Consider the following 17,325-nt stretch of genomic DNA (forward strand, 5'->3'; position numbering starts at 1 on the left):
CATTAGCGTGGAGCCATGAGTTCCGATACTTCGTTGCCCACGCCGCGTATCCAGCTGACGCCGCAGCAATGGCGGGCGAAACTGGACCCCGAGGAATACGCGGTCCTGCGCGAGGCTGCCACCGAGCGTCCGTTCATCGGCGAATACACCGATACCAAGACCGAGGGTCTCTACACCTGTCGCGCCTGCGACGCCGAATTATTCCGCAGCACAGAGAAATTCGACTCGCACTGCGGTTGGCCGTCCTTCTTCGATCCAGCCGATTCCGCCGCGGTGATCCTGAAAGCCGACGAGACCTTGGGTATGCACCGGGTCGAGGTGGTCTGCGCGAACTGCCACAGCCACCTCGGACATGTCTTCGAGGGCGAGGGCTACCCCACCCCCACCGACCAGCGCTACTGCATCAACTCGATCTCGTTGCGCTTGCAGCCCACGGAGGGGTCCACCAGCTGACACCGGGGGCTCAATCGCTCGGGAAGCCCACCGCGGCCAGGTGTGGTCAGTTGCCGCGGGCGGGTGCGGTGCGCTTGGGGTAGACACCGTGACCGACCTGCAGGTACGACAGCCGATCGGCCAGTCGGGTGCTGAGCCGTCGGACCGCGTTGTAGACGTGGGCGTCCTTGCCTATCACGACACGGCCCCTACCCTTCGCGGTCGTATCGACGATGCGGCGCGCCACCTGCTCGGGCTGGGCCGAGAATCCCTTGGCGAGCCACTCCGGCGCACCCATTTGCTGGGCCACCTTGCGCACCAGGTCGGTCCAGACCGAACCCGGAAGCACCGTGGTCACCGTGACATTCGAGCGGCCACGCAAATCCTGCGACAGGCCGTAGCTGAACAGGGCGAGCGCGGCCTTGGACGCGCCGTACACCGCTGAGCCGGGCACCGGAACGATCGCGGACAGGCTCGAGGTGTTCATGATGACGCCTCGGGGGCGTTGCAGCAGGTGCGGGAGGAAGGCCCGCGACATCCACACCGCGCCGAAGAAGTTCACCTGCATCAGCGTTTCGATGCGAGCGTCGCTGAGGTCCGCGACGGTCTGGAGTTCCTGGGCGATTCCCGCGATGTTGAACAGGCCGTCGACTTGTCCGTGTGCGGCGATCACGCTGTCGGGGAACGCGGCCACGGCGTCACGGTCGCAAATATCGATCGGGTGGGCGGTGAAGCGGTCACGGTCGGTGACCAGTGCGGCGGTGGCGGCCAGCGCCTGCTCGTCACGATCAGCGCCGACCACGATCGCGCCGCGGGCGATCAGCTCCAAGGCGACGCATCGTCCGATGCCGTTCCCAGCTCCGGTGACGACGAAGACGCTTCCCTCGATCTGCATGCACGATCTCCCAGTTATTCGCTGTATGACGGACAGGGGTCCACTCATGGTGTGTCCTGCCCCCGGGTGTGTCCGCCGAGGGTCAGCTCGATCGGCTCGCGCGACAGGGTGGGGCGATACATGCAGCGCGTGCCCGAGTAGATGGTGGGCATGCATTCGTTGCAGTGCACACACGCCGAGCGCGTCGACTCATCTGCCTGGATGCGGTGCAGCAGATCCGGTTCGCGCAGCAGGGCCCGCGCCATGGCGACGAATTCGAAGCCCTCGGTCCGAGCCAGCTGCATGGTGTCGAGATTGGTGATGCCGCCCAAGAGGATCAGCGGCATGGACAGTGCGCGCCGGAAGTGCCGGGCCCGCTCGAGCAGGTAGGCCTCCTTGTACGGGTACTCCTTCAGGAATTTCTTCCCGACCAGACGGAAGCCCTGGCGGGCCGGAGTGGGCAGCACTTTCCCGAAGGAGCGGTGCGGGGGCCTGCCGTGGAACAGCATCATCGGGTTCAGCAGCGAACTGCCGGCGGTCAATTCCAGGGCGTCGAGCGCGCCGTCGGCCTCGAGCCAGGCAGCGAACTGGAGCGATTGGGGAATGGTGAGGCCGCCGGCCTGGCCGTCCTCCATATTGATCTTGGCCGTGACCGCGATCCGATCACCCACGGCATCCTTTACCGCACAAGCGATTTCACGCGCCATCCGAGCCCGATTGAGCAGGGAGCCACCGTAGGCGTCCTTACGCCGGTTCAGCATCGGACTCAGGAACGCGCTGGCCAGATAGTTGTGGCCGAAGTGAATCTCCACCGCGTCGAATCCGGCCTGCTCGGCCAGGCGTGCGGCATCGGCGTGCGCGGCCACGGTTTCGGCGATCTCGGCGATAGTCGGAGTCTTGGTGAATCGCATGCCGAGCGGATTGAACATCCGGCTCGGCGCGAGCGCGGGCACTCCATTGGAGGCGGCGTTGGCCACCGGTCCGGCATGACCGATCTGCGCGCAGGCGGCGGCACCCTCCGCGTGCACGGCATCGGTCAGCTTCCGCAGGCCGGCAACGGCTTCCGGGCGCATCCAGATCTGATGCCGATCGGTGCGACCACCCGGCGCGACCGCGCAATACGCGACGGTGGTCATGCCGACGCCGCCGGCGGCGACCTCCCGATGGAAGTCGATCAGTTCGTCGGTGACCAGGGCGTCCGGCGTGCGACCTTCGAAGGTCGCGGCTTTGATCACCCTGTTACGCAAGGTGATCGGACCCAGCGTGGCAGGTGCGAAAATGTCGTTCATAGCTGTTCTCCCGTCGGCGCGGTCAAACCGGCCACCACGAAATCTCGCAGTGTCTCCAGGTCCGGCTGCGTCATTCCGTGTTCCTCGATTTCGGGGCTGCCGAAACGCATGATGATCAGATCGAAGGCGAGCATCCACCGACGGCGGCTCTCCCGGCCGCTCAGCTCCGGGAGCAGCGTGACCCAGGTGGCCATTCGAAACCACGGGCCTTGCCACGTCGTGAGATGCCGTCCGAGCACGAACCTCGACAACAGTCGAAGATGCAAGCGGCCCAAGGGATCTCCCGCGAGCTGGACAAAGGGGGCCAGGATCGTGTCGACGACGGCGGGCAGCGAATCGCGTCCGGCGCTCGCACGGGCCAGATCATCGGCCCACAGTGGCCCCAGCCGGTCCTCGATCAGCGCACCGACCAGCGCTTCCTTCGATCCGAAGTGGTAGTGCACCGCGGCGGTGTTCGCACCGGCGGCGGCACAGATGCCGCGCACGGAGACTTCGTCGTACGGCTCGGTCAGCAGCATCGATTCGGCGGCGATCAGCAGTCGCTGCCGTGTCCCTGTCTTGACCTCATCGACCATACCCAGAGTGAAACACGTTTCAATCGACGTTTCAATCACTGTTTCAATCAGCGGCTGGAAACGCCGCCCGACCCGCTTACCGCGTGCGGGTCACCACCGGTTCCGGGCGTCCTCCGCCCATCCCACGACACCGTCCAGGTCGAGCCAGCGACCGTCCTCACCACGCACACGGCCGGCGAAATCCCCGAAACACTGATGCGTTTCACCGGCGACGATCAGCAGATTCGACACCGCGACGCGCTCATGGAACGGCCGGAACTCGACCTCGACCCGGTCGCCGATGATCGACCACGGTCGCAGCCAATCGGTGGTGTCGTAGTCCCAGCGCAGCTCATCGCTGATCTTCTGGAGGCGACCGTCGACAATGAGGGCGTTCTCGGTGCTGCCGGTCCCGTCGGTCCACTTGCCACCGAACTGGATGCCCAATCCGGGCCGCGCACCGGCCGCCCAATTCCAGGTCATCGAGTACGGCCATTTTCCCCGGCCGTGGTCGAGTACCGCGAACCCCTCCTCGATCCGATGCACCTGCGAACCCAAGGTCAGCGTCCCGGACACGGGCCGCCCCACATCTTTGACCGTGTACTGGAAGCGCCGGGCACTCCACGGCACCACCACGCCGAGCGACTCGTGACCGGGCGGCATCGGCAACCGCACCGAGAGCCGTACGCCCGAGGCACTGGCCTCGATCGCGCTACCGCCCTCGTCGTCGGAAATCTCGATCTCGACACCACCACCGCGCGCCGACGTGATGCCAACACCGCTGCGCGCGGACATCACCGTGCCTCGTGCCAGCGGAACCACCGCATCGCGGGCGATTTCCTCGCCGCTCTCCCGGTCGAGCACGTAGATCCCGTGCACCCCAGCGTAATCCAGCGACGACACGACAATGCCGACAATATGACGCGGGGTGACGATCCCCCAGTACTCCCAGCGCTTACCCCGTCCCCAGCCGCGCAGATCGGTCCGATGCAACGGCCGCCGCGTCCAGCCGACGGCCGCCGGGTCGAGCCGACCATCGGGTCGGCACAGGTCGACCGGCGTGGTGATCTCGTGTTCCATACTCGTCCTCCGATTCCTCACCCCGCTTCAGTACACGATGTGCGGAAGCGGGCAGCGCGCAACCGCGTCAGCCGCTGCTGATCCTGCATGCCGGAACGAACAGCTACAGGCAGCGGGGCGGCTCGAACCGTGCGGATGGAGAACTCCGACCGAGCTCGCGCTGTGTGGGATCGCCTTACCGAGCCTTACGGCAGTGCGGTGACCAGTTGCTCGACCTCGACCCGCGGCCCGGTGAAGAACGGCACCTCTTCGCGCACATGCAGACGGGCCTCGGTCGCCCGCAGGTCACGCATCAGATCGACGATCCGGTGCAGTTCGGGGGCCTCGAACGCGAGGATCCACTCGTAGTCGCCCAGCGCCATCGAGGTCACGGTGTTGGCCCGCACATCCGGGTATCCGCGAGCTTCCTTGCCGTGGTCGGCGAGCATCTTGCGACGCTCCTCGTCGGGCAGCAGGTACCACTCGTAGGACCGCACGAACGGGTAGACGCAGATGTAATTCCCCGCGTCCTCGCCTGCCAGGAACGCCGGAATGTGGCTCTTGTTGAACTCCGCGGGCCGGTGCACCGCGACGTTGCTCCAGACCGGAGCGCTCGCCCGGCCGAGTTCGGTCGTGCGCCGGAAATCGGCGTACGCGGCCTGCAGATCCTCGACCCGCTCGGCGTGGGTCCACAGCATGAAATCGGCGTCGGCTCGCAGCCCCGCCACGTCATAGATCCCGCGCAGCACCACGCCCTTGTCGGCGAGCCCGTCGAAGAACGCCTTCGCCTCCTTGATCGCCCCCGCCCGGTCCTCACCGAGCACGCCCGGCTGAACCTGGAACACCGAGAACATCAGGTAGCGAATGGAGGAGTTGAGAGCCTGATAGTCGAGTCGCGCCATGGATCTATGGTGCCACTGCGGCGTTTTCGCCCGCCGCTGGGGCTCAGTCCCCCACCGGCCTACTCGCCCGCCACGGCGACGATTCATCACTACCGAACACCGAGGTCACCGTCGTCACCTCACCCGCGTGAAGTTCGACAGGCCCGAGATCGGGATCGAGGATCAGTATCCGCCCGCTGTTCTGCTCACCATTGATGGCCACAGCGGGCGATCATGCATCATCGCTATCACCTCCGCGCGGTGACACGCCGCTGGTCAGCGTGCGTGCTCGGAGAAGTTATCCAGTCCGGTGAGCTCGCTGGACATAGCCCAGAGGCGCGCGGCAGAACCGGGATCGACGGCCCACGATTTTACACCGCCGACGAGCATGTCATCGTCGGCGGCAGGTTCGGCGACATCGCAGTCCTGGCAGTAGGCACCGCCGTAGCCGGCGAGCGGTGCGGCCGTCGCGGCCCAGACAGCTGTCGCTGCCCCCTGCGCCGGAGTCTTGAAGCCGTCAGCATGAGTCCCGTCGCTGCCGATCCAACCCTGTGCGATCTGTTCGGCACGGGCGATATTGCGTTGAAGCGGAGTGAGGATGCTGCCCGGGTGCACCGCGTACGCATGTAACCCCGTCGCCGCACCGATCACGTCGAGATGGGTCGCGAACAGCGCGTTGGCGGTTTTGGATTGACCGTAGGCCCGCCAAAGGTCGTAGCCGCGGCTGAAATGCGGATCGTTCCAGCGGATATCGGAAAGGAAGTGCCCGGACGACGCCACCACTACCACGCGCGCTCCAGTCCCAACCAGCGCCGGACGCAGCCGATTGACCAGCGCGAAGTGCCCGAGGTGATTATGGCCAAGTGCGCTTCCCATCCCGGGCCGACCCGCCGCTGCGGATACGCCATCACCCCCGCGTTGGCGATGATGACGTCGATGGCCCGTCCGGTGTCGAGGAATCGTTCGCTGAAGGTCCTGATGCTGTCGAGGTCCGCTAGGTCGAGTTCGGCCACCTCGACAGACGCGGTGTCGCGTAATGCCTTTCGGGCCACGTCGGCACGGCGCGCAGGCACGACGACGTGCGCCCCGGCACGCGCCAACGCCACGGTGGTCTCTTTGCCGAGACCCGAGTAACCACCGGTGACGAGGACCGTCTTCCCGGTCAGGTCGACGCCGTCGACGACCTCTTCAGCCGTGCTGCGCGGGCCGAACCCGCTACCGATTCTGTGCTGCTGTGTGATCGCCATGCGTTGAACGTAAAATCTTGAGTGCGCTCCAGGTCAAGCCGGAGGAGTGATGCCCGCGATGAGCGGGTCGCCACCTCCCATACGAGCGCTACCCCGAGCCCCTTCACTATCGCCCACCCAGCATCAGGATCAGCGCTGTGTGCTCTGGATGTAGGCGTTAGCTACACGTTCCGCGGCGGCGGTGCCGGAGGCGACGCAGGCGGGGACGCCGACGCCGTGGAGGTAGGCGCCGGCTACTGCGAGGCCGTCGAGGGGGACGAGAGCGGATTCGAGGGTGGCGATGCGGTCGGTGTGGCCGGGGGCGTATTGCGGGAGGCCACCGGGCCAGCGTTGGGCGACGGCTTCGAGTGGGGTGATCGGGATGCCGGTGACGGTGGTCAGGTCGGCGACGGCGGCGGCGATGAGGTCGTCGTCGGTCCAGGACAGGGGTTTGTCGTCGCCGAGGCGGCCGAAGGAGGCTCGGACCAGGGCGACGTCGCGCTCGGCCAGGTGGGGCCATTTGCGGCTGGATAGGGTGAAGGCCTTGGCGCGCAAGGGTTCTCCGGTGGCGACGAGGATGCCGGAGTTATCCGGGAGGGCGGTGTCACGTGGGAGGACCATGGCGACGAGCGCGGAGGAGGACAGCTCGATACCGGCGGCCGCCCGTGCTGCTTCTGGCGCCACATAGTGCAGGAGCCGGGCGGTGACCGGGGCGGGCGTCGCGATGACGACGGCGTCGACGGCTCCGAGTGGGTCGACCACCCAGCCTCGAGGTGCGCGAGCTACGCGCGTCGCGGCCGTCGTCGTGACAAAACGGGCTCCCGAGGCTTCGGTCAACGCGGCGAGCAGTGCTCCGTAGCCGTCACGCAGTCCACCGAATACCGGCGCTGAGCTGGGGGCGGGCATCGCAGCGCGGACAGCCTCGGTGAGGCTCGAAGCGCCGTCGTCGAGTGCCTTGGCGAGGGTGGGTAGCGCAGCGCGGACACCGATGGAGGCACTGATCCCGGCGTACACCCCGCCGAGCAGCGGATCGACGCTCCGCTCGACCACCTGCCTGCCGAAACGGTCGCCCACCAGGGTCTGCACATCGACGTCAGAGCCCGGCTCCCAATGCAGTGGGCGCTCCGGCTCGGTCGCGACCCGGGCGAGCGTCGCATCGTCGACCAGCCCGCGCAGCGACTCGACATCGGACGGAATCCCCATCAAGGTGCGCCCCGGCAGCGGATGCGCTGACCCCTGCGCCCAGATCAGCGGCCGCTTCCCCGCAGGCCGCACCAACTGCTCGTCCAGACCGAGTTCGCTCATCAACTCGATCACCTCGGGCCTGCGCCCGACGAACGCCTCAGCACCGAGATCGACTGGCTCCCCAGCCAATTCGCGGGTGTGCAGCGCTCCGCCGACCCGACCACTCTGTTCGAGCACGACGATGTCGACGCTCCCCCCCAGCCGCTGTCGCAACCGGTAAGCCGCGACGAGCCCACTGATTCCGCCACCGACGACCGCGATCCTCATGCCTCGACCGTAACCTCGCATGCATCCCGCTGACGACGCGCACCCGGACCGATGTCGGCCGGGTCACTGTCCGTGGGCACCTCGCCGACACCGGAACTCGGCGTGACGCCGTCATCTCGGTGTATCGCACCGGCCGATCCCGGCTCGATGGCGTGGGTTCACCGGACCCGGGTTCGGGTTCCGCCGTGGCAGGGGATCGACCCGCTACTGCCGACGGAGCGGGACGATCGCGCGCTACAGCGAGTGCACCAGCTCGACCAGCGCGGTCAGCACGCCGGGATCGGTGTCAGGCAGCACCCCGTGGCCCAGATTGAAGATGTGCCCGGTCGCGCCGAGGGTGATCGCCTCGTCCGCTTCCCGCACGATCCGCCGCGTCTCGGCCTCGACCGCGTCGAAACCGGCGAACAGGATCGCGGGATCCAAATTGCCCTGCAAGCCCTTTCCGGCGCCGACCCGACGCACGGCATCGGTGAGCGGCACCCGCCAGTCCACCCCGACCACATCCGCACCGGCCTCACCCATCGCACCGAGCAGCTCGCCCGTGCCGACACCGAAGTGAATACGCGGCACCCCCGCCGAAGCGACCTCGGCGAACACCCGCTCCGAATGCGGCAGCACGTACTCGCGGTAATCGGCCAGCGAGAGCGCACCCGCCCACGAGTCGAACAGCTGCACCGCGTCGACACCGGCCGACAGCTGAGCCTGCAGGAAGGCGATCGTGATGTCGGTGAGAGTGCCGAGCAGGGCGTGCCAGGTCTTCGGGTCGGCGTGCATCATCGCCTTGGTGCGCTCGTGCTGCTTGCTCGGCCCACCTTCCACCAGGTAGGAGGCGAGGGTGAACGGAGCACCCGCGAAGCCGATGAGCGGGGTATCACCGAGCGCGTCGGTGAGCAACCGCACGCCTTCGGTGACCGCGCCGACCTCTTCGGGACGCAGTCGCGGCAGCGCGCGCACATCGGCTTCGGTTCGTACCGGCGAGGCGATGACCGGGCCGACACCGGGCACGATGTCGAGGTCGATGCCCGCGGCCTTGAGCGGAACGACGATGTCGGAGAACAGGATTGCCGCATCGACGCCGTGCCGGCGAATAGGCTGCATGGTGATCTCACACACCAGCTCCGGGTCGAAGCACGACTCGAGCATGCCGACGCCCTTGCGCAGTTCGCGATACTCGGGCAGTGACCGACCGGCCTGACGCATGAACCACACCGGGCGCCTGCTGGGCGTCGCGCCGGTGGCGGCGGCCAGGAAAGGGGCATCGGTCAACCGGCGGCGGGTGTAAGTGCTCATCACCGTTCATCCTAAGCGTCGAGCCCGGACGAACCGCACGCCCAGGCGGGTGTGGGACCGACCACACGTTCAGCCGGTCGAGTACCCGACACCCGCCGCACCCCCTCGCGTCGCACATCGCGCATCGCGCCGACCTCGAGAATGCGCCCTACGCAACGCGAACGGCACCGCAACGCGCACGGCGGCGCGCCTCCGACGGCGTCGGGCGCCCACCGTCTACCGTTCCTCCTCGTGACACCGCTCGACATCCGCGACGGCGCCGCACCGACCGGGGGAACGCCCCGCGAGCCTGCTCCTTTCCGGGCGGCGGTCGATGCGATGGGCACCGCAACAGTGCACCCTCGAATCGAGCTGGCGCCTATCCGTCCTCCGCAACGGTTGGCGCCGTTCTCCTATGCGCTCGGAGCGGAGGTCACCCACCCCGACAGCCCGATGGTGCCCACCGACTCCGAGGGCGACGCGTTCGGCAGGCTGATCCTGCTACACGACCCCGACGGCGACGAGGCCTGGAACGGTGTGTTCCGGCTCGTCGCCTACATCCAGGCCGACATCGACGCCGCCCTGGCCGCCGACCCGCTGCTACCCGAGGTGGCGTGGAGCTGGCTGGTCGACTCCCTGGAATCGCGTGGCGAACCGTTCACCGCCCTCGGCGGCACGGTCACCGCGACCAGCTCGGTCCGCTACGGCGATATCGCGGGCCCACCCCGCGCCCACCAGCTCGAACTGCGCGCGTCGTGGACAGCGACGACCACCGAGATGCGTCGACACGTCGAAGCGTTCTGCGAGGTGCTGGCCTTTGCCGCCGGGTTGCCGCCCGCCGGGGTAACCCATTTACGACCGGAGTCCTATACCCGCACCGATCGCCCTTGATCGCCACGTAGAGTTCACGTCTATGTCGGTCGCCGAGGAACCCACCGCAGCAGAGCCACTGCTCGTCCCTGCCGAGGGGGTTCCACCTGTGCTGGCGACCGCCGACGAGGTCGCCGCGGCCGCCAAAACCCTCGCCGCGGGCACCGGACCCCTGGCCGTCGACGCCGAACGCGCGTCCGGTTTCCGCTACTCGGCACGGGCGTACCTGATCCAGCTCCGTCGCGAAGGCGCGGGCTCGTTCCTCATCGACCCGATTCCCGTCACCGATGCACTGACTCCTTTGGCCGAGGCGATCAACGACCTCGAATGGGTTCTGCACTCCGCTGATCAGGACCTGCCCGGCCTCGCCGAACTGGGTTTGCGCCCAGCCCGATTGTTCGACACCGAACTCGGCGGCCGGATCGCCGGCTACGAACGCGTCGGCCTGGCCGCGATGGTCGAAAACCTGCTCGGCCGTTCCCTGCGCAAGGGCCACGGCGCCGCCGACTGGTCGAGCCGCCCGCTGCCCGACGAATGGCTCAACTACGCGGCTCTCGATGTCGAACTGCTCCTCGAACTCCGCGACACCGTCGCCGCCGACCTCACCACTCAGGGCAAATTCGACTGGGCCGCAGAGGAATTCGAACACGTCCGCACCATGGACCCACCCTCCCCCAAGGCCGACCGCTGGCGACGAACCTCCGGCATCCACACCCTGCGCCGCACCCGCCAGCTGGCGATCGTGCGCGAACTGTGGACCACCCGCGACGAACTCGCCCGCGCCCGTGACGTCGCCCCCGCCCGCATCCTCCCCGACTCGGCCATCATCGCCGCCGCCACCGGCGAACCCCGCTCGATCGCCCAACTCCGCACCCTCCCCGTCTTCGGCGGCCCCCGCCAACGCCGCTACTCCCGCGACTGGCTGGCCGCGGTCGAACGAGGCCGCACCCTCCCCGACAAACAACTCCCCCCGCTAACCCTCCCCTTCGACGGCCCACCACCGGTCAACCGCTGGGAACGCCGAGACCCCATCGCCGCCGCCCGCCTCACCACCGCCCGTGGTTCGATGGGCGAACTCTCCACCGAACATTCGATCCCGGTCGAGAATCTCCTCTCCCCCGACCTGGTTCGTCGGTTGTGCTGGGACGGACTCCCCGACTACAAGAATGTCGGCACCCCCGAAGAGTTGTCCGCGAAGATCGAGGCGTTCCTCCTCGTCGGCGGCGCCCGCAACTGGCAACGCACTCTCGCGGTCCCCGCCTTGACCAGCGCACTGACACCCGCGTCCGACTAGTCCGACACCGGCCGTGGCGTGTCGGCAACGGCAATCACCGCCGCGATGTCTGCTGCTTGATATGCGCGTACACAGCGTTGTCCATCTCGCTCGCACAGCGTGTGCGGCCGCTTCGGAAGACTGGCAGCGGCGCGTCACTCCTGGACAATTCCGCCACCTCCGGATGCACATCGCCACTTTCCGGTGGCAGATCGCCCTCGGTGAACCCAATCTCGACCATCTCAACTCCCGCCAGTATGAATCGGTCAGCAGACCAAACAGATTCGTCCTACCCCTGAATCACCCGCGATCAAACCCGACATCTTCACGTTCGGGCGGGTCGCGAAATTGACCTCCCACACGTAGTCTGGCACAAATTCCAGACTATCACCCTTCGTGGTTGCCACGATATCAACACCAGCTTGCGCCAATTAGTGAATTTCATGGTGATATCGACGACAGCGCGCTCGATCAAACGCCCCAATCTATAAGTCAACGGTTCCGTCTATCATTTGATTTCACATGCTTGACATCAAGGGATGTTCGCCACACTTCGAATACATCTATCTCCTTCTCCAACACATTCAATACCTTGCGATTATCTTCAATGGCACTGAAGCCATGGTTATGCAGAGATTTCGCGCTATCGTAGACAGCGCAAAGAAACTCCGACAACGGAGTGGAATCAAACACCATCTTACCGTGTCGGGTAGCTACGCGGCCCTTCTGTAGTGAAAACTCGATCACGAACATGGAACCATGACCTTCGAACCTCCCATTGCCCTTTCCACGACTGGCCAGTAGGCGAGCCTCGAAGAGAAGAGCGGCAGCGGAGGGATACACCATCATACGTTTATCAGGGTGCTCGAGACCGCGAGTGGTAACTGATCCCGAGTTACCCAGCACATCCAGGTCGCCTAGAGAATATCCATCCTCTGGAGAGTCATCGCGGACCGTGAAAATAAACTCGACCATTGTTTTCACATCCCAATGAGTTCAGCCTTACCGACGCCGATGAGGTCGAAAAAAAACTGCTTTCCAATCGATATTCTCAGCTCATTGCCTACTTCGACACTAGATTCAAAACTATCCGAAGTGACGACGGGAGGCATCTCGACACCACCCCGCCACATCTCGACGCTTACACCGCCGACCACCAAAGTCGAGATCGCCTCGCTCCCATCAAGCTCCATCATCGGGAAGCCTAAGCTCTACCGAGCAACTCCCGTTCCCCGACCTGGTTCCCCGGCTCTGCCGAGACGGACTGCCGGACTATTGCGGGCACCGCCGACGAGGAGGAAGGCCTCAATCTTCGCGTACAATTCTTCGGGGTTGCCTACAGAAGGGGTCCGAAGTCAGGCCGACCGAGTCCATACTCTATCGAGGTGCCCCAAGAGTGAATGGAAGTCTGAAATTGCAGATTCGCAGAAATTTGGATCTACTTCCGATATTTTCAGAGGAAGTTCCATATATCCGACATCAAGTCGAGGTAAGAAATCCGCTGGCACCCTAGAGGGTTGAATCAGCCAGTTCCTTCCTCGACTATTCTCCGCGTACCAATCAACCGCTCCTCGATAGGATCCCACGCCATCCATGATTGAATTTCGGGTTGCGGCGGTTTCTTCTTTATATCTCCATACAACGAACGGTGGCGTGCGACGTTTGTTTCGATCGTCGTATCCTACATCTATTCGCGCCCATTCCACCTCTCCGAGCTTGGAGAGGATCCTCAATACTCGCAGACTTGGCGTTGAGTCCGATGAAGGTTTTTTCATCGCCAACTCATCCCTGGATTCAAACTGCGCATGACACTTTGATAATCCCCCAGCGGAATTGGAGTCTGAGACAGTCGGGGGTCGTAGGCATATCGGCCATCTGTGTACACCTCATGGAATACATACTGCTCCATAATCCTCCCGCCGGCTTCTGGCGTCTCTAGGGTGCTCCCCGGCGCTGGCTCATATCGGATGATACGTCCCTCGCCATCGGCTCGCCGCAACATCCAATCGGCGATTTCTGAACAATCGACCATTGGGTCATAAGTTCTGTTCATGAGGTCATCAAGTCGACCGTCAGTCGGATGGTCCGGGTTGGGTGACCGGAATCGGTACGCGCCATCCTCGTCTCGACATGGTGTCAGGCCCAGTGGGTCGGTCCACGCGGTGGAGTTGTGCGGGTAGGTGTTCGGATTTGACGACGGTGCGAGGCCCAGGGGATCTTGGGTGAGGTAACGGCCGGTTTCTGGGTCGTAGTAGCGGTGGTGATTGTAGTGGAGGCCGGTTTCTGGGTCATGTTGTTGGCCTTGGAAGCGGAGATCGGTGGCAGGGCCGGTCCAGGTGGTTTTTCCCCAGAGGGCGGTGGTAGCGGTGGATTCGATTTCGCCGGTTGCCGGGTTAGCGAGGTGGGTGGGGGCGCCTTGGAGGTTAGTGATGATCGCCCAGAATCGGTCATCGATTGTTTGAGTGAGGGGTATATGAGTGCCAGGGTGTTTGGTCCAGGAGGTGGCGTGCCGGTCGGCCCGCGTGTGCGTGATTTGTTCGGTCAGGTGGACACCATCCCAGGTGAATTCGGTGCGGCTTTCGCTCTCGGGGTGTTGTTTGGTGGTTCGGCGGCCGAAGGGATCGTAGGTGTAGAACCACGTGTTGTTGTCCGGGGTGGTGACTTCGATGAGTTGATCGAACGCGTTGTATCGGTAGTGCCAGGTGGCGGTTTTACGGGATAGCCGGGACTTCTCTTTGCGGATGAGGCGACCGGCGGGGTCATAGTGGTAGCGGGTCCTGCCTGCGCGGACAAGGAGGTTGTTGCGGTACTCGAAGCGCGGATCGGTGGCTGGGTCGCCTGCCGGTGGGTTCGGTGCGATGGGATCAAAGGGTGCCCCAGTGACTTCGGCGATGGTGATGTTCGACAGCGCGTCGTATGTGTACTTCTCGGTAGCGCTGGAGCTGGGGCCGGCGACATGGGTGATACGACCGATTACGTCCAGCGTGTAGTCGCGATGCCGGTTCGCGATAGGCGATGTGGTGGTATGTCTGGTGATGTAACCATCTGGGCGCCAATCATATTCGTCGCGTTCGAGCAACTCCATGGGGGCACTGGTCTGCGGATCGAGTTGTACGAGTTCGCGGCGCGCGATGTAGCCGACGGGACTGTAGGTGTTGTGTTGTCCGATTCCGGCGCTGTGCCAACTATTTTGGCGTCCGATCGAATCGTGGGTGAAGTCGAAGCGGTGACCGTTGGTAGTGAGGGCAGCGATCTGTCCGGTCGAGGTGTGTTCGTAGCTCGTCGATACCCCCGTTGGGGTCGTGTACTTAGCGCGGCGCCCGTGCTCGTCGTATTCGTAAGTGACAGCACGTCCATCGACATGCTGGGACAAAACCCGACCGGCGGGAGAGTGAGCGAAGGTGACCGAATGGACAGTGTCGTCGTCTAGGCCGTTTCGAGCCATCGCGAGGTGCCCAGCTGCGGTGTAAGTGTTGGTGATCCATTCACCGGCATCGGTCCTGACACCGGTGAATCGGCCGAGGACGTCGTAGTTGTGTCGACGTTGGACACCCGCCGGTGTGGTGATGGTGCTGGGCCGGTTCAGCAGATCGTATTCGGTTCGGGTGACCGACCCGTTGTAGTCGGTTTCGCTATTGACGTTGCCGGACGGGTCGTATTCGTATGTCCAGGTGTCACCGAGGGGGTTGGTGACCGAGGTGAGTAGACGTTCCGTGTCGTAGGTGTAGGTAGTGATCGCACCGTCGCCGGTTTCGCGGCTGCTGACGAGGTCGAAGGTGCCGTAGATATAGCGGGTATGCGCACCGATCTGGTTGGTGTGGGTGAGCAGGTTCGCTTCGCCGTCGTAGGTCCAGGACTGGGTAGTGCCGTCTGCATCGGTGCGGGAGAGCAGTTTTCCCTCGGCCGAATAGTGGTGGATAGTCGTGTCGCCGAGGGGGTTGGTGATGATGGTGGGGCGACCGAAGCCGTCGCGGGTGACGGTGGTAGCCGCGGGGCCCGGCTCGGTGATCCGAATCGGTAGTCCGGCAAGATCGACGTCGAAGCTGGTGGTAGCGCCAGCGGAGGTGGTGATCGACGCCAGTGCGCCACACGGGTGATGGGTGTAGGTCGTGGTGACGGAGTCGGCGTCGGTGACGCTGGTGAGGTTACCGTGCTCGTCATAGGTGCGAGTGATGGTCGTGCCGTCAACATTGGTGATCGTGGCCGGACGGCGTCGGGACGCATAGCTGATGGTGATGGCTTGTTGGTCGGGGCGTCGAACCAGGACCAGGTCGCCGTCGGCGTTGTAGAGGTAGGTGGTGGTGTTGGCGTAGGCGTCGGACGTGACGGATCGGTTTGCGGTACTCGTTGTAGTCGGTGATCGATGTCGCGCCACGCGGATCGATCAGGTTGCGCAGGCACAGGTCTTCGTCGAACTCGAAGACGGTGGTCGCGCCGAGGGAATTCGTGTGATGGGTGCGCGAGCGCCGGAATTCGGGAAGCGGTTCATACGCGAAAGTGGCCGACAGGATGCCGTCGGTACCGACCTGTTTGATGACCCGTCCGGACCGGTCGTAGGTGTTGTGCATCTCGGTGCTACGGGAGTCGCGCCACGACAGCATGCGGTGCTCATCGTCGTAGCGAAAGGTTGTGGTCGCGGCGACACCGTTGGTGACCGAGGCGAGGTCACCTGCCGTGTAACCGAATTCGCGCACAGTGGTTGCGAGCGCTTCGCCGGTGGGGGTGGTGCCGAGCACCGTCAGCGCGGTGACGCGGTCGCTGTCGGTGTCTACGCGGACGCGGTACCCGCCGGAGTGAGTGACCTCGGAGGGTTGGCCGGTGCTGGTGTAGTGGAAGGTGATTCGGTTGTGGTGGCGGTCGGCGATCTCGGCAATCGGATAGATGCCGAGCGGAGTTTCTGACGCGGCTGTAGTCCCGGTGGGTCGAAAGCTCCAGGTGAGTTCGCGGTCAGGGTCGTGGACCGAGTATCCGCCGGTTTCGGTGCGAGTCATCGTCGCGCGGTTGCCCTTGTGTACCGGCCGGACCGGGACATCGGGGGCGGTGTGGGGGAATTGCCACAGCTCACCGTCGGGTCCGACGAATCGGACGCCGACTTGGTCGATTTCGACGCGCATATCCAGTGTCGCTGCCCAGGAGGGCCCGAACCATCGGCCGAACCTGTAGGACGAGCGGTGGCGGCGGGTCAACACCAAGGCCAACACGCCAGGCAGCTCGACATCTGTTGCGGGGAGTAGGAACTCGCCGGTCGCGACGTCGACCGGGTCGCCGCAGTCGGTGGTTTGCTTCGCGGTCTTGTTGAGGTCGGGCTTCTCCGAGCCTGACTGGTCGGGAAGCTTTCCTCCATCGCCCGGGGTACTCGCTGGTTTCGTGCTACCCGAGGTGTCCGGGCTCTCTGTTGTCTTTCCGGGTGTGTCAGGCGTGCTCGCCGGGGTCGTCGGAGCGTCAGGCTGTTTCGTGGTCGAGGGTGTTGTCGAGGTGTCGGTGTTCTTCGCGCCCGCGGGGCTCGTGCTGGTGTCGTCGGCATTCTTCGACTTGGACGGGGTCTTCTTGAATGCCTTCGCGATATCACCGAACGCCGACTTCAGCTGCTTCAACAGTGGCTTCAGCTTCGACATCGTCTTGGCCAGCTTCGAGAACAACTTCGAAATCGTCGCAACGGTTTTCGCGATGTACGCGGTGGCCTGGACCGCGACCAGCGGGGTCGCCAGACCGACCGAGAACACCAGTTCCGCAGCCCAGACCGCGAGGCGGCCGACGGTTTGGGCTACCAGGTCTCGGACGGTTTCGCGGACCGCGGCCACGATCCCGCCTGCCATACGGATCGCTGAAGCTGCGGCCGTGGCTGCGGTGTTGGCCGCGGTGAGCAGGTTCGTGGTGTTGGAAGCCGCGGATTTGTAGGCGGTGGCGGTTTGGCCGGTCCAGTCCGCGACGTCTGCGGTGACGGCGGCGTTTTGGGCGGTGGCTACTTCGCTGATGCGGGTGGCGACGTTGTCCCAGGTTTTGGCGTAGGCCTCGATCTGGGCGGGGTCGCCGGCGATCCAGTCCAGGGCATCCTGGAGGGGTTGGCAGTGTTCGATGAGCCAGCC

The 17,325-nt window shown here is 64.8% G+C and carries 17 protein-coding genes; 3 read left to right on the forward strand and 14 right to left on the reverse strand.

The genetic code is table 11. From position 1 onward, the window contains the following. Nucleotides 1–15: 15 nt before the first annotated feature. Nucleotides 16–453, forward strand: coding sequence for a peptide-methionine (R)-S-oxide reductase MsrB (gene msrB, locus ACFXKN_RS04710; RefSeq protein ID WP_378945039.1), 438 nt, complete (start codon nt 16–18; stop codon nt 451–453). Nucleotides 454–499: 46 nt separating this feature from the next. Here msrB and ACFXKN_RS04715 read toward each other — a convergent pair whose 3' ends face one another. The 10 genes from ACFXKN_RS04715 to hemE form a co-directional block, all read right to left on the reverse strand. Continuing rightward, nucleotides 500–1,327 (reverse strand): SDR family NAD(P)-dependent oxidoreductase, encoded by an 828-nt coding sequence (locus tag ACFXKN_RS04715; RefSeq protein WP_378945034.1) that lies wholly within the window; start codon nt 1,325–1,327, stop codon nt 500–502. Nucleotides 1,328–1,371: 44 nt separating this feature from the next. After that, nucleotides 1,372–2,595, reverse strand: a complete 1,224-nt coding sequence (locus ACFXKN_RS04720) for an NADH:flavin oxidoreductase (protein WP_378945029.1) — start codon at nt 2,593–2,595, stop codon at nt 1,372–1,374. Further along, nucleotides 2,592–3,170, reverse strand: a complete 579-nt coding sequence (locus tag ACFXKN_RS04725; protein WP_378945026.1) for a TetR/AcrR family transcriptional regulator — start codon at nt 3,168–3,170, stop codon at nt 2,592–2,594. The genes ACFXKN_RS04720 and ACFXKN_RS04725 overlap by 4 nt, the downstream gene beginning before the upstream one ends. A gap of 90 nt (nt 3,171–3,260) precedes the next feature. After that, the gene (locus ACFXKN_RS04730; RefSeq protein WP_378945022.1) at nt 3,261–4,229 is read right to left on the reverse strand and encodes a DUF2804 domain-containing protein; all 969 of its coding nucleotides are present in this window, start codon (nt 4,227–4,229) and stop codon (nt 3,261–3,263) included. Nucleotides 4,230–4,414: 185 nt separating this feature from the next. Continuing rightward, on the reverse strand, nt 4,415–5,110 hold the full coding sequence (hemQ, locus tag ACFXKN_RS04735) for a hydrogen peroxide-dependent heme synthase (protein ID WP_378945019.1): 696 nt from the start codon (nt 5,108–5,110) through the stop codon (nt 4,415–4,417). A 43-nt stretch (nt 5,111–5,153) separates the two neighbouring features. Beyond that, a complete protein-coding gene (locus tag ACFXKN_RS04740) occupies nt 5,154–5,312 on the reverse strand; it encodes a hypothetical protein (RefSeq protein ID WP_378945016.1) in 159 nt (52 codons plus the stop codon). A gap of 53 nt (nt 5,313–5,365) precedes the next feature. Beyond that, complete coding sequence (locus ACFXKN_RS04745) at nt 5,366–5,878, reverse strand: hypothetical protein (protein WP_379432422.1); 513 nt, start codon at nt 5,876–5,878, stop codon at nt 5,366–5,368. Further along, nucleotides 5,872–6,336, reverse strand: a complete 465-nt coding sequence (locus tag ACFXKN_RS04750; RefSeq protein WP_378945010.1) for an SDR family NAD(P)-dependent oxidoreductase — start codon at nt 6,334–6,336, stop codon at nt 5,872–5,874. Before ACFXKN_RS04750 ends, ACFXKN_RS04745 begins: the two co-directional genes overlap by 7 nt. A 129-nt stretch (nt 6,337–6,465) precedes the next feature. After that, a complete protein-coding gene (locus ACFXKN_RS04755) occupies nt 6,466–7,827 on the reverse strand; it encodes a protoporphyrinogen oxidase (protein ID WP_378945006.1) in 1,362 nt (453 codons plus the stop codon). Between the two features lie 234 nt (nt 7,828–8,061). Next, on the reverse strand, nt 8,062–9,117 hold the full coding sequence (gene hemE, locus ACFXKN_RS04760) for a uroporphyrinogen decarboxylase (RefSeq protein ID WP_378945003.1): 1,056 nt from the start codon (nt 9,115–9,117) through the stop codon (nt 8,062–8,064). A gap of 231 nt (nt 9,118–9,348) precedes the next feature. On the opposite strand from hemE, the gene ACFXKN_RS04765 reads away from it, so the two are divergent. Together ACFXKN_RS04765 and ACFXKN_RS04770 are read left to right on the forward strand one after the other, a co-directional pair. Next, on the forward strand, nt 9,349–9,987 hold the full coding sequence (locus ACFXKN_RS04765) for a DUF3000 domain-containing protein (protein ID WP_378944996.1): 639 nt from the start codon (nt 9,349–9,351) through the stop codon (nt 9,985–9,987). A gap of 22 nt (nt 9,988–10,009) precedes the next feature. Beyond that, nucleotides 10,010–11,260 (forward strand): HRDC domain-containing protein, encoded by a 1,251-nt coding sequence (locus ACFXKN_RS04770; RefSeq protein ID WP_378944993.1) that lies wholly within the window; start codon nt 10,010–10,012, stop codon nt 11,258–11,260. A 471-nt stretch (nt 11,261–11,731) separates the two neighbouring features. On the opposite strand, the gene ACFXKN_RS04775 is transcribed toward ACFXKN_RS04770, so the two are convergent. From ACFXKN_RS04775 to ACFXKN_RS04790, 4 genes are all read right to left on the reverse strand, one after another. Then, a complete protein-coding gene (locus tag ACFXKN_RS04775) occupies nt 11,732–12,214 on the reverse strand; it encodes a hypothetical protein (protein ID WP_378944988.1) in 483 nt (160 codons plus the stop codon). A gap of 5 nt (nt 12,215–12,219) precedes the next feature. Next, nucleotides 12,220–12,435, reverse strand: coding sequence for a hypothetical protein (locus ACFXKN_RS04780; protein WP_378944985.1), 216 nt, complete (start codon nt 12,433–12,435; stop codon nt 12,220–12,222). 575 nt (nt 12,436–13,010) lie between these two features. Next, complete coding sequence (locus ACFXKN_RS04785; RefSeq protein ID WP_379432433.1) at nt 13,011–15,509, reverse strand: RHS repeat-associated core domain-containing protein; 2,499 nt, start codon at nt 15,507–15,509, stop codon at nt 13,011–13,013. Beyond that, on the reverse strand, nt 15,424–17,325 hold a 1,902-nt coding region (locus ACFXKN_RS04790), incomplete at its 5' end, for a DUF6531 domain-containing protein (protein WP_379432423.1). The genes ACFXKN_RS04785 and ACFXKN_RS04790, both read right to left, overlap by 86 nt.

Source organism: Nocardia sp. NPDC059195 (assembly GCF_042754695.1).
Lineage (GTDB): Bacteria > Actinomycetota > Actinomycetes > Mycobacteriales > Mycobacteriaceae > Nocardia.

Coding starts and splice junctions, on each gene's coding strand:
- msrB (WP_378945039.1), top strand. CDS start 16: ATGAGTTCCGATACTTCGTTGCCCACGCCGCGTATCCAGCTGACGCCG.
- ACFXKN_RS04725 (WP_378945026.1), bottom strand. CDS start 3,170: ATGGTCGATGAGGTCAAGACAGGGACACGGCAGCGACTGCTGATCGCC.
- ACFXKN_RS04715 (WP_378945034.1), bottom strand. CDS start 1,327: ATGCAGATCGAGGGAAGCGTCTTCGTCGTCACCGGAGCTGGGAACGGC.
- ACFXKN_RS04730 (WP_378945022.1), bottom strand. CDS start 4,229: ATGGAACACGAGATCACCACGCCGGTCGACCTGTGCCGACCCGATGGT.
- ACFXKN_RS04770 (WP_378944993.1), top strand. CDS start 10,010: ATGTCGGTCGCCGAGGAACCCACCGCAGCAGAGCCACTGCTCGTCCCT.
- ACFXKN_RS04775 (WP_378944988.1), bottom strand. CDS start 12,214: ATGGTCGAGTTTATTTTCACGGTCCGCGATGACTCTCCAGAGGATGGA.
- hemE (WP_378945003.1), bottom strand. CDS start 9,117: ATGAGCACTTACACCCGCCGCCGGTTGACCGATGCCCCTTTCCTGGCC.
- ACFXKN_RS04750 (WP_378945010.1), bottom strand. CDS start 6,336: ATGGCGATCACACAGCAGCACAGAATCGGTAGCGGGTTCGGCCCGCGC.
- ACFXKN_RS04720 (WP_378945029.1), bottom strand. CDS start 2,595: ATGAACGACATTTTCGCACCTGCCACGCTGGGTCCGATCACCTTGCGT.
- ACFXKN_RS04780 (WP_378944985.1), bottom strand. CDS start 12,435: ATGATGGAGCTTGATGGGAGCGAGGCGATCTCGACTTTGGTGGTCGGC.
- hemQ (WP_378945019.1), bottom strand. CDS start 5,110: ATGGCGCGACTCGACTATCAGGCTCTCAACTCCTCCATTCGCTACCTG.
- ACFXKN_RS04755 (WP_378945006.1), bottom strand. CDS start 7,827: ATGAGGATCGCGGTCGTCGGTGGCGGAATCAGTGGGCTCGTCGCGGCT.